Raw genomic sequence first — 16,528 nt, forward strand, 5'->3', positions numbered from 1 at the left:
AGCGCTATTAGATTAAGTTATACAGCAAATATAACTCAAAAACTGTTTTTATGTACAGTACTCTTTTGCGTTATCTGAAAATAACTGACTATTATTCGTTATTTTTTAGGCATTATTTTATTCTGTACTTTGCGCATATGTTCACGAAAGCTTTTATCAAATTGACTTTCCCCGCAAGAAAAAACAGAGGTAGAGCCTTCTACTGGGCTTCCTAAGAATTGCTCTCTCTCAATGATACAAGTACCGTTATCATTTTTAGTTATCGATATATCACCCGACATTTTCAGCGTATTTTTTTCGTGAACTTGTTCTAATGTTAACTGCTGACTGGAGTGTGGTACAGGAATTTGAGCGCCATGCATAATTGAAGGCGATCGAAATTGTTGATGTGTGGCAACGCCTTCTGCCATTACTTTTTCTTTAATCGATTTTCGTAAATTTTCTAACTGTGTGTAACTTGAAAACCCTGCGGTAATGGTTTTCTTTATAATCTTTTGTTCTTTATTACCTGATAATAAATCATGTTTTTCTTGCCTAACATCAGATGAATCTTGTTCTGATTGCTGTGTTACTGATTGTTTTGGCTTTGATTTTAATTTTGGTGTTGATGTTGCAATTTCGCTGCCAACCGTTACGTCTTTACCTATGACAGGTATAGCATTAATTTTGGCAGGTAATTTATCTACAGCGATAGGTTTTTCTTTAACTGTCTTAGGAATAATAGCCACAGGCTTGGGTGGCGTTTTGTATAAATAGCTTTTAATCGTTTTTGAGATGATTTTCTTTTGTTTCGGTTGCTCTTTCTCAGATATAAAAAAAAGCAACAAGGCAAGTAAAACATGTATTAATACGGAAACAACTAAGAAATGTTTTTCCATTGAAAAAACGCTCTTCTTTGCGGCGCGAGCGTTGGTTGCTCAATAACATTTCCTTTAATTATTAATACCGGCACAAATCTTGTCCCCTCCTTTTAATACTTATACAAAATAGACACAGCATAAACGAGTAAGTTCAATATCTTATAAATATGTGTTTTTCGCAAAAGAATGCAATAAAAGAAATGGTTCAGCTAATTAAAAATTTCTTTTTCATTAGCATAAATTTCATCGTCAATAGACTCAATTCTCGATTCAAAAATTGCTCGAGCATCATGAAGTCCACGGTTATAAAAATAGGCCCCTATCTCTTTAGAAAAGAAATCGAGTAGAAACTCCGCGTCAAATTGTTCAAGCTCTTGCTCTAATTCATTATCGAAATAGGTTTGTAGTTTTTGAACCATACAATCGCGTTGCTCTTTAGAAAATTCAATTTTAGACATACTTATACCAAGTTGATTACGTTATTTTCCTTCAAGCAAGTCACACACCTACTATTTGATTAAACCATATCAGCAAAAGGGTTTTCTGTAGGTAAAGCAATTTTATGTTTAAACTCTGCAAAACGTAAAGCGTCACTATGAATCTCAATCAAGTTTTCATCTAGCAAACCTTCACCAAACTTATAAATAAGATCAAACTCACCATGATTTGCACGTTGACGATACACATTTTGTGCTTGTTCAACTAAAGAAAGTTTTTCTTGGTATTCACCCATTGCCTGTTCACCATAGCGTTTGCTCATCATCGCAAGTGTTATTTTAGGTGACATTACCGTAGCCGTAGCGTTATTACCGCCAAAACCTTTCGAATTAATAAAAGCAACATCCATATCACCACAATGCCAATGTTCTGTCGCAATATTTAAACGATCATTGTGAACATCATCAGCCACTTTATCAATGGTAGTAACGCCTGGCATAATATTGTCATTAAAAATACCCAAAGCCATCGCCATTTGATCACCACTTGCCGGGCCAATTGTATGTCCAACAAACGCTTTTGGCGCAGCAACAGGCCAATTAGTGATATCGAAACTCGATGCGATACGATCATAGATCAACGATTCTGTAACACGGTTTTGTGGGGTGCTTGAACCATGCGCCAAAATAAAGCTGCGCTCTTTTAATGATTCTTTTCCTAAGATATTTTGAGCTAACGCAACCGATTTAGCCATTGTAATATAGTTACCAGGGCCAGGAGCGGTAATAGACTTTTTGTATCCATCAGCATTCACAAATACATCAGCAACAGAAGCCATAACTTTGGCTCCCATTTCAAGTACAAGGGCATCATCCATTAACACAACAAATTGAGCGCCTTCACCAATAGTAAAGCCACAGTTTTCACCAAACGGACGACTAGTTCGGCGATGATCTGCTGTATCACTACGGTCTAATTTTTTTAATCCCTCTTCATTCGCTAACGCACTCATATTACCAAAGCCTTCAATAACTTCAGGTGTAATAGGTGCTTCTGCACTGCCGACAACAGCAACACGAACTCTGCCTGCTTGTATATCTTGAACAGCAGAACGTAAATTATAAAGAAAAGTGGCACATGCGCCTGATGAAGAAAAGGTGGTACCAACATTACCCGTAACATAAGCATTAATAAAATCAGTAGACATGGTATTTAACCCCAATGCTAACTGTTTTGTACTCACTCGAGAACCTGACAAACGGCTTTTCAAAAGCCCGCCAAGCCCTTCCTGTTGCATTTGTCCTACGACAGATGCTGAATAAGTGCCGACTTGATCTGGACTAATTTTATCTAAAATCGCATCCCATTCTATACCAGTAGAGCGAATTGCATCGGTAGCAGCAAAAATAGTGGCTTGTAAACCCCGTGGTTGATACCGACTATTATAAAGGGTGCTTGGCTCAAAACCTGTTGGCATTTGTCCGGCTTTAATTGGGTTATCGCGGTAGGCATCGTGAGTAATGGTTAAGTGCTCAGGAATTTCAACCTGTACTTTGCCTTCACCAATATCAGTAACCTGCCAAGCATGAGGTAATGGACGCGGTAGTTCTTTAGCTCGTAGTTCAAACGAGATATGTTTATCGATAGGTTGCAGATGCATTTTCTGATGCCAATGGGTGGCATCGGGATCAAAGTGATTTGTTTCTATTTTACGTATCAATGTACCATCAAGGATCTGTTGTCCTAGTTTAGCTTCCACTTCACTAGCTGCAATAGTATTCCCTTGCTGATCAACTAATTTACCTTCCTGAGACGAAACTAGCTTCATTAAACTAGCTAAGCCAACAAAGGTCTCTTCACGCGCTTCTGCATTAATTTTATCAATAACAATACGGCGAAAACCTTGATGAAATGATGTACGCCCGGAGGCGTTAATGCCTCCCATGCCAATAACTACAGGTAATGCTTTCATTTAAATACCTAATTTAACGATAAACAATTTATCAAATTCTAATATCGCTAGTTTATCGTTAAGAAAAATAAAATAATAAGCAATTACAGCCAAAAAATATGCAATAATGGCCACAAAATATAAATACAACAAAATATATGTCAATAGATGAAAAAAACAGTATAGAGACAAATCAATTAAACGTGGGTTTAGTGATCTATCAACAGATATTAGCCACAGGCTTAACTTTACCACTAGAGATGTTATTAGCAGGTGAAGCTTTTGGTCGTCGGTATGATAAATCAGCGCCAAAATTATCAACGCAATTAATTAGTCAAGAAAGTACCGCAGTCACCTCACGTCTTGGTATTCAGCTTTTACCGGACATTACCTTAGAAAAGGTGACATTTAAAAACAACTCAAATATAGAAAGCAACACGAACAATGAAATATACAGACCCGACATTATTTTGGTTCCTAGCTTGTGGCGAAACCCTAGACCTATATTAAAACAACACAAAAAACTCATATCTTGGCTAAACTATTGTTGGCAGCAAGGCTCTACTTTACTTGCTGTAGGTACGGGGGTTTGCTTTCTGGCCGAATCTGGTTTACTTGATGACCACAGTGCCACCACCCATTGGCACTATGTTGAACAATTTAAACGTGATTATCCCAAAGTTGAGATCAAACCTGATTTTTTCATTACCCAATCCGAACGCATTTATTGTGCAGCAAGTTTAAATGCTTTAGCTGATATAATTGTTCATCTTATTGGCCAAACCTATGGTCAAGCTGCTGCACAAAATGTTGAACGAAACTTTTCCCACGAAATAAGAAAACCTTACGAAGAACAACGTTATTTAGAAGGGGCTGTCGACAGGCATGCTGATGAATTAATTGCACAAATTCAGTTTTGGTTACACACAAATTTAAGTAGTAATATCAGCTTGTTAGAGGTAGCGAAACAATTTGATTTAAGCCGCCGATCATTTACACGCCGTTTTAAAAAAGCGACAGGCATTCGTGCAACCGAATATTGGCAGCAACTTCGCATAGAAACCGCGAAAGAGTTATTGGCCTCAAGTAATTTATCTATACAAGAAATAGCCTACCAAGTGGGTTATCAAGATCAGGGGCACTTCACTCGTTTATTCAAGAAAAATCTTTCCTTAACACCTAAAGATTACCGAGCAATGGTACGTAAAAAATTATTTAGTCAAAAGTAAATATCAGCAAAACTTCAGCTAATACTTGTCAGAGTAGTTTAGGTTAGGCAAAATAACCCCGACTAAATTAAATTATCAGAGATTAACATGAGTGAAAAACTATCCACCGCCCTGTCAGTAGCACAGAAGCAAATCAATCAAATGCTAACCATGCAAGATGCAATGAACTCGCGTGTAAGCGAATCTTGGCGTAGTAATGGTTACGAGTGGTATCGCGCTATTTGGGTTGAATGTGCTGAAATGCTAGACCACCATGGTCGGAAATGGTGGAAACATCAAGAAATTGATATTGCTCAAGTACAGCTTGAGTTAGTAGATATTTTTCACTTTGGTTTGAGTTTACGCTTAATGACAGGCGATAGTGTCGATTATATTTCTAGCAAGTTAGCTAAAGAGTTACATCAGGGCACGGGAGAAAATGATTTTAAGATTGCCTTAGAAAATCTAGCCTCTGCCGCAGTCACCAAGAAATCTTTTGATGCTAAGGCATTAGCTGACTGTATGTCATTAATGAATATGGATTTAGATGAATTATTTCGTCAATACGTTGGTAAAAACACCTTAAACTTTTTCCGTCAAGATCATGGCTATAAAGAAGGTAGTTATATCAAAATTTGGCATGGAGAAGAAGACAACGAAGTATTAGCAAATTTAGTGAAAACACTCGATACAGGCGCCGATGATTTTCAGCAACAACTGTATGCCGCACTTGAGGCTAAATATCCAAGCGCCTAACCTATAGCAATAGCGGTATTTAACTTTATACCGCTCAATACAAAGCATAGCGTCTCAAAGAAAACACTTACTATAGCTTGCTATATATAGTGCACTAACCTAAGTATTAAAACTAAAATATCTAAACTAATTTCTTTGGCACAAATTCTGCTTAATCAATATTAAGTACTCGTTTTATTTATTGTTAGCAATAAAGCGTCAAGAATTTGAATTGTTGGAGATGTTATGGAAATTATTTTATTTGCTTTAATCAGCCTAATTGTTATTGTTGGTGTCTTAGCAAGTCGCTTAAATGACAACAGTTTTCCCTTTCCTTTTGACTCTAAAGCCGCTGTTTTTACACCCGCAGAAAAAAACTTTTTAAATTTATTAGAACAAGCGATGGGACAAAAATATCGTATTATCAACCGTGTGAAACTGTCTGACATAGTTACTATACGACAAGGCGTTTCTAACCGTGCAAGTCAAAGTGCTGCAGCAAATGCTGAAGGAAAATACTTAGACTTTGTTATTTGTGAACGTAGCACAATGAAATTATTAGGCGTGGTCGATTTAGTTGACACGCAAGGTCGTGGTTACAAAGTAAAAAAAGATTGGTTTGTCAGTGGCGCACTCGAAGCCGCTTCAGTACCCCACTTACGCATAAAAGTTAAAGCCAATTACACTTTAGATGAAATTCGGGCATGTATAAATTCACGTTTATTAGGTAATAAAGCTCCCGTACCTCAAGTTAAGGGTAAAATTATTCCCGCCCCGATGATCAGAGCACGTTCAAAAAATACAGGCGTGTTAAGTTCCGTTGCGGCGAAGGCCGAACTTTCTTCACAAATGTCTGGCCGCTTACCTGGAAAAATGTCAGAACAAAATGTTGCTGCACTTCCACATTAATGGGTTTATAGCGCTAATACATAGCAAAACATAGCAAATTTTCGTGAATAGTTGTAAGGCAAAATTTTTGCCTTAATTTTTTGCCTGAATATTGACTAACTTTTTTCTACTAGCCAAGTTATAATCTTTAGCTAATTGAAACGTTAAAGAGACACTCATGAAAGCAGGTATTATTGGCGCAATGGAGCCTGAAGTTGCCATTTTAAAGGATAAATTATCACATTGTGAAACTAGCAGCCACGCAGGTTACATTTTCCATCAAGGTAAGATAGACAACAATGACGTTGTTATTGTGCAATCAGGTATTGGTAAAGTTGCGGCAGCACTCGCAACCGCAATACTTATTGATAGATTTAAGCCAGATTATATTGTTAATACTGGCTCTCTTTGGTGGCTTTGATGCCACACTGAAAGTTGGCGATATTGTAGTTAGCTCTGAAGTTCGTTATCACGATGTTGATGTAACAGCCTTTGGCTATGAAATAGGTCAATTACCCGCAAATCCTGCCGCTTATACACCACACGAAACACTAATAACAGCAGCGACAAAAGGCATTGAAGCACTTAGCGACATTCAGGCAATGCTTGGTTTAATTACCACTGGTGACACTTTTATGACTAAAGACGACGATATTGCCAAGGCACGCGCCAATTTCCCCACCATGGCAGCAGTTGAAATGGAAGGAGCCGCTATTGCGCAAACCTGTCATCAATTAAACGTACCTTTTGTTATTATTCGTTCATTATCAGATATTGCAGGAAAAGAGTCTCCAACCTCTTTCGATGAGTACTTAGAAACCGCCTCGGTTAATTCTTCACAATTAGTTGTCAACATGCTTAATGCACTTAAAGACCAAACGCTTAACAAATAGGTTTTGATAATAAACACACATGACTGACTTTACCGCGCTTTCTCCTTTTAGCTACCAACTCTTAATATTGCTGACTGTAATTTTAGTTAAAGCGCTTGTTAGTCATTTTATTATTCATGAACCGTTACGTGCTTTTCAGTTTTATTGTGACAAACTAAGTAATAAAGTTAATAAATCTCAGAATAGTCCCAAACAGCGAGCAATCGCGGGCTTAGTTGCTATTGTCATCACACTAGTACCTATTGCCATTATCCTATGGATGTTTGAAATTTTAGTAGAAGTTAATTTTTTATGGCAAGCATTATTACTGTATGTAGCCTTGGGCTCGTTTGGTATTAAACAAACAAGTAACATTATAGTGCAAGCATTAACCACTAAACAAAATCATTTAGCAAAACAAACTCTTAAACCTTGGGTACTAAGGGAAACAGAACCTTTATCTAGTGTAGGTTTAAGTAAAGCAACCATTGAAATGCAGCTATTGCGAACCTTGCAACATGGATATACAGTAGCTTTAATATTTATGCTTGTAGGCCCTTTAAGTGCCATTTGCTTTCGACTATTAATAGAGATGCATTATTGTTGGAATAGTAAACTAATTAAATACCGACATTTTGGGCTATACAGTAAACATCTCGTAAATCTAATTCAATGGTTACCCGTTAGAATATTCTCATTATTGTTGTTGCTAATGAGTATAGGTAAAAATGCGACGCTTATTTGGCGCTTAAGTCGACCCTACTTTTTTAAACTCCATAATAGTATTGCCTTAAGCTTATTAGCACTGAATTTAGCTATAAAGCTAGGCGGGGTCGCTATGTACAATGATCTGCAGCACCCTAAAGAAAAGCTAAGAAAAATTAGCTTTAACGATTTGGCAAGACAACCCCAAACCAATGATATTATTCGTGCGCATAAAATAATACATGGTATTATTTATATCAGTTTGTTTTTTATGATCTCACTTGCAGCGGCGATAGAATTTATTGCTGCTAATAGTTAGTTGCGGGTTAATATAAACGCGGCTAAATATAGCGTAAAGTAGACGCAAGGCACGGTTAAATTTAATGAATACGTCACAAATTCAACACACTATTAGGAACCACTATGATTAACATTACTCACCTGAACATTATTAAAAGTATTGCGTTGGCCACCAGTCTTTTTATCTCTACCGTATTTGCCAGTGATATCCCTGAAATTTCGCAACAGGCATTTTTATCTGCTGTTAAAATGCCCAGTAACAACATTGTACTATTAGATGTGCGTACTCCGGCAGAGTATAACGAAGGCCACATTCTTGGCGCCATTAACATTAGCCATAATGCTATAGAAGCTAACCTCCCTCAATTAGCACAATACAAAAATAGCAATGTAGTTGTATATTGTCGCTCAGGTAAACGTGCGGCTATCGCTCAAGACATTCTTAACGCAAATGGTTTTACCAAACTTCAACATTTAACTGGCGACATGAATGGTCGGCTTGAAGCAAAATTACCCGTTGTAAGTCAACAACCTTAATATGAATCCATATTTACTGATAATAATGCGCCAATAAACACATGACAGAGCTTTTATACTACTTAGATATTTTTGGTATTATCGTGTTTGCTCTTTCTGGCGCATTAATGGTCGGTAGATATAAGCTCGATCCCTTTGGTGTTGTCGTTCTCGCTTGCGTTACTGCCGTTGGTGGTGGCACTATTCGTGACACCATTTTACAAGCCCCTGTATTTTGGGTTGTTAAACCGTATTATCTATACGTTATCCTAACCACCGCACTCTTAACTATTATTTTAATACGTCAACCTAAGCGTATTCCCAAACGCTTTTTACTTGTTGCTGATGCTTTAGGCTTAGCGCTTTTTGCCGTTTTAGGAACGCAAAAGTCAATTATGCTTGGTGCTGCTTACCCAGTAGCCATTGTTATGGGCACTATTACCGGTGTTGTCGGTGGTATGATTCGTGATGTTTTATGCAATGTTATTCCGATGATCTTAAGTAAAGAAATATATGCGTTAGCAGCCATGCTAGGCGGCAGTTTATTTGTAGCGTTTCATTTATTGGGTTGGTCTGAAAATGAAGCAACGATTGCCGCTATTTCAGGTGCTTTACTCGTTAGATTGGCAGCAATTTACTGGCGTGTTTCGCTGCCTGCTTTTGATATAATTGACAAAGAAGATAAATAATTTACGCTTCTATTCCCCAACCGTCATTGTAGCCAGAAAATTTAGTCGCAAGTCGGACAAAAAAAGCTAACTTTCGTTAGCCTTTAATTCAATTGATAAAACTATTTTTTATAATATGTTTATTTCATCTTACGGCGTGCAACTAAGCCACCCGCTAATAGCATAAGCATCCAACCAAAACTTGCTGCATCTCCGTCTTCACCTTCTACGGTAACTTCTACTGTGGTTGTTGTCGGAGGCGTACCACCAACACTAGAAATCTCTGGTGCAACAGGCTCTGGTGTCACTGTAATATTAAATGTACGCACAGTTTCAGTGCCAAATCCGTCGGTTACTGTCAATGTTACACGGAATGTTAACTCAAATGACGGGAAGCCAGATAAGGTCACGGTACCATCACCATTGTCGGAGAAATTCATCCAATCAGGTAAACCTGTTGCTGTAATTGTTGGAATACCACTACCTTGGTCAACATTGGTTTTAATGGTGATATCCATTGCGGTATCAACAGGTACTCGAATATCAGATGACATCTCAAAGGTTGGTCTTTCAACTAAATTAATAGTCAATGTTTTTTCAAAGGTATTGTCTGCACTGTCGGTTACTTTCACTCGAATATCATGCGTTGCATTCTTATCAAAATCTAAACGATTACCGCCATCGGCAACTACAACATAAGTAATACCACTTTCAACCACTAACGCAAAGCGCCCATCGGCATCGTCAAGCAAACTATAAGTAAAGGAGTCATTATTATCCGCATCAATTGTAGTTAAAGGGCTAACTTTCGTGCCATTTTCAGACGCTTCTAATAGTTTGTTACTGTTATAAACAGGGATATACTGCCCATCAACAAACATCCAAGCAAAAACACCCGGATGATTAATATTACTGCTAGTTGAGTAATTTGTATTTTTGTCTAACGATACATAATTGGTATTATCATCATTACTCCGGCCGCCTAATAAGCCGGTTGTCCAACCGGTATTTTCATAACGGTACTCAACAACAAAGTTACCGTTACCAATATCATGAAAACGCATTTGACCCGCAAAAGGCGTAGTATCGGTAGGATGCGCAGGCCAACCGTAATCTGATGATTTAGTAATTCTGTCATCATAGGTTAACGTAACTACGTTCTTCACTGGATCCAGATGATAATAAACTTTATTACTGCCCGTTGAATTTCCACCAACAGACAAAACGCCAGGGTTACAAGTTTTAGTGAAATTACATGCAATACTTGTATGCACGGCAAAAACAGGGCCCGTTCTACTCCATAAATCTTGCCCTACCTGTGTAGAAGAGTCAGAATCCACTAATAACCAATCAAATAACCCCGTTTGTACCGTTTCAAAAATGACATTACCATGCTGATTCATTTTAAATTGAGTTGCCGCATTATAATTCGTTCCGTACAGGTTAAAACCATTGGCAAACACACTAGAAACATCAATATCTTGGGTCTGCCAATTAGTTACAGCAACAAACTCAGTGCCAAAATCACCAGGGCCATTTACCTCAATTAAATCATTACCTGGCTCAATAACAACAGGTATACCAAATTCAATATCAGTGGGGGCTGTATTTAGCGGTACCGCCCAAGAAGAGTGTGACACAAATGCCATAGATAATGCCAAAGCACTATGAACCATGCCTCTCATAAGTTTATTATACATATATTCCATTAACCTTTTTTTGATTAGAGACACGCGTAGCAGTCTGATTGATATAAAGTTTATTGAGGACATACTACCTGATTAATTCAATGGTTGAAAGTTGTAAACGGAAACTCAACTATTTCTTATAAGGACAGATAAATAAATAATGAATATAATGAATAAGTGGGCAATCAGCGCTCAACAATTGCCTTTTCAATAAGTGCTCGACAAGTAAAGCATTAGCGAAATTTATACCAGTTTCATTAATTAAGTGATCTATTTTATACGTAGAAAAAATTGCCAAATACAAGGCATTTATTTCAATAACTAGTTGTTCTAATTATTAAATAAATAACGATGTAATTGGTGATTTTAGCAAGTAGAGATGATCGCATAGTTACCGAGATTGGTATTAGAGCCTTTCACTCAATATTTAAACCAAAAAAAGGCTAACTTTCGTTAGCCTTTAATTCAATTGATAAAACTATTTTTTATAATATGTTTATTTCATCTTACGGCGTGCAACTAAGCCACCCGCTAATAACATAAGCATCCAACCAAAACTTGCTGCATCTCCGTCTTCACCTTCTACGGTAACTTCTACTGTGGTTGTTGTCGGAGGCGTACCACCAACACTAGAAATCTCTGGTGCAACAGGCTCTGGTGTCACTGTAATATTAAATGTACGCACAGTTTCAGTGCCAAATCCGTCGGTTACTGTCAATGTTACACGGAATGTTAACTCAAATGACGGGAAGCCAGATAAGGTCACGGTACCATCACCATTGTCGGAGAAATTCATCCAATCAGGTAAACCTGTTGCTGTAATTGTTGGAATACCACTACCTTGGTCAACATTGGTTTTAATGGTGATATCCATTGCGGTATCAACAGGTACTCGAATATCAGATGACATCTCAAAGGTTGGTCTTTCAACTAAATTAATAGTCAATGTTTTTTCAAAGGTATTGTCTGCACTGTCGGTTACTTTCACTCGAATATCATGCGTTGCATTCTTATCAAAATCTAAACGATTACCGCCATCGGCAACTACAACATAAGTAATACCACTTTCAACCACTAACGCAAAGCGCCCATCGGCATCGTCAAGCAAACTATAAGTAAAGGAGTCATTATTATCCGCATCAATTGTAGTTAAAGGGCTAACTTTCGTGCCATTTTCAGACGCTTCTAATAGTTTGTTACTGTTATAAACAGGGATATACTGCCCATCAACAAACATCCAAGCAAAAACACCCGGATGATTAATATTACTGCTAGTTGAGTAATTTGTATTTTTGTCTAACGATACATAATTGGTATTATCATCATTACTCGGCCGACTAATAAGCCGGTTGTCCAACCGGTATTTTCATAACGGTACTCAACAACAAAGTTACCGTTACCAATATCATGAAAACGCATTTGACCCGCAAAAGGCGTAGTATCGGTAGGATGCGCAGGCCAACCGAAATCTGATGAATAAGTAATTCTGTCATCATAGGTTAACGTAACTACGTTCTTCACTGGATCCAGATGATAATAAACTTTATTACTGCCCGTTGAATTCCCACCGGCAGACAAAACGCCAGGGTTACAAGCTCGAGTAAAATAACATGCAATACTTGTATGCACGGCAAAAACAGGGGCGATTCTAGCCCATAAATCTTGCCCTACCTGAGTGCTATCAGGATGCACTAATAACAGACCTTCTACCGTTTCAAAAGAAACATTACCATGCTGATTCATTTTAAATTGAGTTGCCGCATTATAATTCGTTCCGTACAAGTTGAAACCATTAGCAAACACACTAGAAACATCAATATTGTGGGTATACCAATCATTTACAGCAACAAACTCAGTGCCAAAATCACCAGGGCCATTTACCTCAATTAAATCATTACCTGGCTCAATAACAACAGGTATACCAAATTCAATATCAGTGGGGGCTGTATTTAGCGGTACCGCCCAAGAAGAGTGTGACACAAATGCCATAGATAATGCCAAAGCACTATGAACCATGCCTCTCATAAGTTTATTATTCATATATTCCATTAACCTTTTTTGATTAGAGACACGCGTAGTAGCCTGATTATTATAAAACTTCTTATATATATTACCTAATTAATTCATTAGATGAAAGTGATAAAACGCACTAGGTAACCCTTCTATTTTTCAACCATTTCACTTACTATTTTTGTTGCTCCTGCGAATAAGTTCTTAGTTGGTCATCGGCTTTGAGCCTATATTAAACAACCTGCATGATATATCTATTACGCTTCTATTCCCCAACCGTCATTGTAGCCAGAAAATTTAGTCGCAAGTTGTTCAAAATCAGCTTCTTGTTTACTGACCATGTCATAACTTGGCACAATTGACATGGTACAGTCTACGTCCCAAACATTGGGACTTTCATCAGGATGCACTCTTACACTGACTTCTTCCATGTTTTCGTTAATAAAATCTGCCATTGCTTGCGCTTGTGCTTCTTTTTCAAATAAATGAAAAAAAACCACTTTATGTGTCACACTGAGATCTATACCGACTTGGTGCATTTCTGCTAATACTTGACCTGTTTCGTCGTTGGGAAAATTCATGATTTCACTCTACTTTTTTTAAACATTGAGACGAACGATATGAACGAATAACAGCATTATAAACAGCGGTTATCCACTTGAATAGTTTTTTGAAAAATTTAGTCTAAAACAAACTCAGCTCGGCTTAACAAATCTTTCTATAGTGAAAATTTTTTCAAACCAAGTTGAGGTTGAAAGAGTGAATATTTACGTCACTAAACGGTTAATCTTCTTGAGGATATTCGGCTAACATGGTTGAAATGGCTTGTTTAATTCTGTCATTAGTATCGGCACTATTTTCCTTGGCTTTTAAACCCAACGGATAAACACTACGCCATACAGAGCGATTTTGTTTAGGATCAACCAAGTCAACCACTAAGCTTCCTCGGTTGACCGTTGCATATTTTTGGTCCGTTTTCCACGTTGTAGCCCGTAAACAACTAGAGCAAAAACGTACTGATTTATTATAGTTAGCATATTCATTCTTTTTACCGTTAAACACATGATAAGTTACGATAACATCTGCATTATCGAGCGATTGATAGCTAAACTTTTTATTTGCCATTGTACGTTCTATAGCAATTTCAATGGCATTACGACGAGTATCTAACAGGTTTTGAGTCTCAGTAAATGTAGAATTTCGATCATAGAGGCTATAGCTTTTTACACCTGAAAAATCAAAATTATCATGGTAAACCACGCCCGCTTTTTGATTACTTGCACAAGCACCAAGCAGCGTAAAGAGTGCAAACATAATAATTATTTTCAACATGGTAAATAAAAAGCTATCAAATAAAAGAACTTACCTTAGCCTAACAAGTTCTTTAGTAACTATAAAGCCATGACACAAAAAACAAAGAAAACAACCATGCCACGCTTACTGTAATGTATCAAAGCTAATATCTTTAAAGCTAACTACTATTCCACCAAACTCTTTGGCGAACGCTTTCGCATCGTTTTGTTGACTAAAGCTTGCTAAGGTTTGCCCCATAGCGCCGGTTTTTTCTGAGCCGGTTACGTACCAAGCTGTTTTAGCATCAATAAAATATTTATCGTCAATGCTGTCACTGCCCCAGGGCATTTTGCTCATGTCATGCACTAACATTTGGCTAACGTTACGCTTATTTTCTGGATCTAAATAATAACTGAACATATCGCGCGTTGAGCAAAATTTGAAAACTTTATCGCCCTGCTCTTTTCTAAAAAGTTCACCTTTAGGTCCATCAAAACGGGTAATCAGCATGCCACATAAATGACATTCATCGCTTGACTCCATGGCGACAGCTTGATGTACCATTTGGGTTTTCTCTGACTTATCAGAGCAAGAAATTAACGACGTAGTAGCAATAGCAAGGGTGCAAACCAAAGTTAATATTTTAAAAATTTTCATGGTAAATATTCTCGATAGATTAGTTAAAGTTTCTTTTTCTTAAAAATAAAAATAGCCAACATAAGTGGCAGAATGACCCAAGCAACTAACGCAGAAAATAACTGCATTTGTGATAGGCTTGCATTAATAGCAACTGACAAAGCACCATTTACATCACTACTGTCTAGTCCTGCAAAGTTAACAAGGCGAAATATATCGGTAGGATTTAGCATCATTAATTGCGTTAGTCCTTGCTGAGTAACGCCTTCTTCAACGCCTACCAGTAAAGCTAGTAAAGCTAGGTCAAACGCCAAGGCAAATAAGAACCATGTTATTAATGCAAACCCGGCTGCTTTGGATTTTTCACTGACCGACAGACTAATTAAATAAGCAATAGCGGTGAAACTTAACCCTAATAAAATAGCACTGACAATAAACAAACCAAAGGTACTTAGGATAGTTGCATCCCCCATTTGCACGTATAAAACGACAGCCGATGCACCAAATCCTAGTAATGTTGCCAGTGCGATAATCCCGCCCTGCCCTATAAACTTGCCTAACAATAATTGGCTTTTACTCAACGGGTACGTCAACAATAATAATAAGGTACCGCTTTCTTGTTCCCCTACAAAACTGTCATAACTAAGTAATAACGCAATAAGGGGAATCAAAAAAACAGCTAGACTAGCCAAGCTTGCCACAGTAGTTGATAATGATGTAACTCCTACAGCACCTGATGCTGCAGCACCAAAATAGGTTAGACCAATAGATAGCAACGCAAAAATCAGGGTGATGGACACTAACCGGTTACGTAAACCATCATGAAACTCTTTATTAGCAACAGTGAAAATTTGTTTCATTGGCTTTGCCCTCTTGTTTGTTGTTGCTCATGTTGTGAGAGGAAGTGCCGGTAAACTTTTTCTAAATTAGCTGATTCAAGTTGTATGTCATTCAGATCATCCAACATCAGCAGTTGCTTTAATACTGCTAATTTCTCATGCTCTGGCACCATCAAAGTGTTCTGACACGTATCGCTTAAAAAACGACTTAATTTTGAATCTTGCGCCACCGCATCATGTGAACCTTTGGGTTTAATAATAACGGGTAAATCCGCTTGTTGACGTAATTCACTTAACGTACCCATCGCCAAAAGTTTTCCTGATGATAAAATCATGGCTCGATCAATATGTTGCTCTACGCCCGGTAACACATGCGAACATAAAATAACACTAGAACCATTGGATTTAAGTTGGTCAACAGTTTGATAAAAATCGCCGGTGGCAATGGGATCCAAGCCAACGGTTGGCTCATCAAGTAATAATAATTTTGGCTCACCAATAAAAGCTTGTGCCAAGCCAAGACGTTGACGCATGCCTTTTGAATAAGTTTTCACTTGCCGCTTCATCGCATGAGTAATACCAACTTGCTCTAATAAGTCTATTGCTTGTTTTTTACTAAAGCCCTTCAATTTAGCAAAATAGGTCAGTACTTCCAAACCGGTTAATTGTTCATAAAAACTCACATTTTCAGGTAGGTAACCAATTTTAGTACGACAATGCCAAGCTTCCTTTGAATCTGGTGCCATGCCCATGACTTCAACGCTTCCTGAACTGGGTGAAATCACCCCAAGGATCAGCTTCATCATCGTGGTTTTTCCTGCGCCATTATGACCAAACAAACCTAGTACTTCGCCTTCATTTAACGTCATAGTCATCGCACTCAAAGCGTCTAATTGACCATACGTTTTTCCAAACCTTCAA

Annotated in this window: 17 protein-coding genes and 1 pseudogene; 7 read left to right on the plus strand and 11 right to left on the minus strand. The window is 37.7% G+C overall.

The genetic code is table 11. The features are described 5' to 3' along the window. Positions 1 to 98: 98 nt before the first annotated feature. The 3 genes from L3081_RS17050 to L3081_RS17060 form a co-directional block, all read right to left on the minus strand. On the minus strand, positions 99 to 878 hold the full coding sequence (locus L3081_RS17050; RefSeq protein ID WP_242287255.1) for a hypothetical protein: 780 nt from the start codon (positions 876 to 878) through the stop codon (positions 99 to 101). A 191-nt stretch (positions 879 to 1,069) separates the two neighbouring features. Beyond that, complete coding sequence (locus L3081_RS17055; RefSeq protein WP_242287256.1) at positions 1,070 to 1,318, minus strand: DUF2164 domain-containing protein; 249 nt, start codon at positions 1,316 to 1,318, stop codon at positions 1,070 to 1,072. 59 nt (positions 1,319 to 1,377) lie between these two features. Further along, complete coding sequence (locus L3081_RS17060) at positions 1,378 to 3,270, minus strand: beta-ketoacyl synthase (protein ID WP_242287257.1); 1,893 nt, start codon at positions 3,268 to 3,270, stop codon at positions 1,378 to 1,380. A 137-nt stretch (positions 3,271 to 3,407) separates the two neighbouring features. Between L3081_RS17060 and L3081_RS17065 the strand changes: the two genes are divergently transcribed. The 7 genes and pseudogenes from L3081_RS17065 to L3081_RS17095 all read left to right on the plus strand — a co-directional run bounded on the left by L3081_RS17065 (position 3,408) and on the right by L3081_RS17095 (position 9,162). Further along, positions 3,408 to 4,478, plus strand: coding sequence for a GlxA family transcriptional regulator (locus L3081_RS17065; protein ID WP_242287258.1), 1,071 nt, complete (start codon positions 3,408 to 3,410; stop codon positions 4,476 to 4,478). 111 nt (positions 4,479 to 4,589) lie between these two features. After that, positions 4,590 to 5,213 (plus strand): dUTP diphosphatase, encoded by a 624-nt coding sequence (locus tag L3081_RS17070; RefSeq protein WP_420839760.1) that lies wholly within the window; start codon positions 4,590 to 4,592, stop codon positions 5,211 to 5,213. 225 nt (positions 5,214 to 5,438) lie between these two features. Then, positions 5,439 to 6,101 (plus strand): DUF2726 domain-containing protein, encoded by a 663-nt coding sequence (locus tag L3081_RS17075; RefSeq protein WP_242287260.1) that lies wholly within the window; start codon positions 5,439 to 5,441, stop codon positions 6,099 to 6,101. Between the two features lie 157 nt (positions 6,102 to 6,258). Further along, positions 6,259 to 6,973 (plus strand): annotated as a pseudogene (gene mtnN / locus L3081_RS17080) (5'-methylthioadenosine/S-adenosylhomocysteine nucleosidase). A 19-nt stretch (positions 6,974 to 6,992) separates the two neighbouring features. Beyond that, positions 6,993 to 7,976: a cobalamin biosynthesis protein CobD/CbiB gene (locus L3081_RS17085; RefSeq protein WP_242287261.1), complete on the plus strand. Its 984-nt coding sequence runs from the start codon at positions 6,993 to 6,995 to the stop codon at positions 7,974 to 7,976. A gap of 104 nt (positions 7,977 to 8,080) precedes the next feature. Further along, positions 8,081 to 8,494 (plus strand): rhodanese-like domain-containing protein, encoded by a 414-nt coding sequence (locus tag L3081_RS17090; protein WP_242287262.1) that lies wholly within the window; start codon positions 8,081 to 8,083, stop codon positions 8,492 to 8,494. 41 nt (positions 8,495 to 8,535) lie between these two features. Then, positions 8,536 to 9,162: a trimeric intracellular cation channel family protein gene (locus L3081_RS17095; RefSeq protein ID WP_242287263.1), complete on the plus strand. Its 627-nt coding sequence runs from the start codon at positions 8,536 to 8,538 to the stop codon at positions 9,160 to 9,162. A gap of 119 nt (positions 9,163 to 9,281) precedes the next feature. Here the strand turns inward: L3081_RS17095 and L3081_RS17100 are convergent, their stop codons facing one another. The 8 genes from L3081_RS17100 to L3081_RS17135 all read right to left on the minus strand — a co-directional run bounded on the left by L3081_RS17100 (position 9,282) and on the right by L3081_RS17135 (position 16,476). Continuing rightward, positions 9,282 to 10,841, minus strand: a complete 1,560-nt coding sequence (locus L3081_RS17100) for a putative Ig domain-containing protein (RefSeq protein ID WP_242287264.1) — start codon at positions 10,839 to 10,841, stop codon at positions 9,282 to 9,284. A 484-nt stretch (positions 10,842 to 11,325) separates the two neighbouring features. Beyond that, entirely contained in the window at positions 11,326 to 12,186 is an 861-nt protein-coding gene (locus L3081_RS17105) for a putative Ig domain-containing protein (protein WP_242287265.1), read from the minus strand. Next, on the minus strand, positions 12,126 to 12,869 hold the full coding sequence (locus tag L3081_RS17110) for a hypothetical protein (protein ID WP_242287266.1): 744 nt from the start codon (positions 12,867 to 12,869) through the stop codon (positions 12,126 to 12,128). The genes L3081_RS17105 and L3081_RS17110 overlap by 61 nt, the downstream gene beginning before the upstream one ends. 227 nt (positions 12,870 to 13,096) lie before the next feature. Further along, positions 13,097 to 13,420, minus strand: coding sequence for a ribonuclease E inhibitor RraB (locus tag L3081_RS17115; RefSeq protein WP_242287267.1), 324 nt, complete (start codon positions 13,418 to 13,420; stop codon positions 13,097 to 13,099). A gap of 202 nt (positions 13,421 to 13,622) precedes the next feature. Beyond that, positions 13,623 to 14,153, minus strand: coding sequence for a DUF4136 domain-containing protein (locus tag L3081_RS17120; protein WP_242287268.1), 531 nt, complete (start codon positions 14,151 to 14,153; stop codon positions 13,623 to 13,625). Positions 14,154 to 14,276: 123 nt separating this feature from the next. Next, positions 14,277 to 14,789: a nitrous oxide reductase accessory protein NosL gene (locus tag L3081_RS17125; RefSeq protein ID WP_242287269.1), complete on the minus strand. Its 513-nt coding sequence runs from the start codon at positions 14,787 to 14,789 to the stop codon at positions 14,277 to 14,279. 23 nt (positions 14,790 to 14,812) lie between these two features. Next, positions 14,813 to 15,628: an ABC transporter permease gene (locus L3081_RS17130; RefSeq protein WP_242287270.1), complete on the minus strand. Its 816-nt coding sequence runs from the start codon at positions 15,626 to 15,628 to the stop codon at positions 14,813 to 14,815. Beyond that, a complete protein-coding gene (locus tag L3081_RS17135) occupies positions 15,625 to 16,476 on the minus strand; it encodes an ABC transporter ATP-binding protein (protein ID WP_338027377.1) in 852 nt (283 codons plus the stop codon). Before L3081_RS17135 ends, L3081_RS17130 begins: the two co-directional genes overlap by 4 nt. Positions 16,477 to 16,528: the final 52 nt, after the last annotated feature.

The organism is Colwellia maritima (genome assembly GCF_022669015.1).
Classification (GTDB): Bacteria; Pseudomonadota; Gammaproteobacteria; order Enterobacterales; family Alteromonadaceae; genus Colwellia; species Colwellia maritima.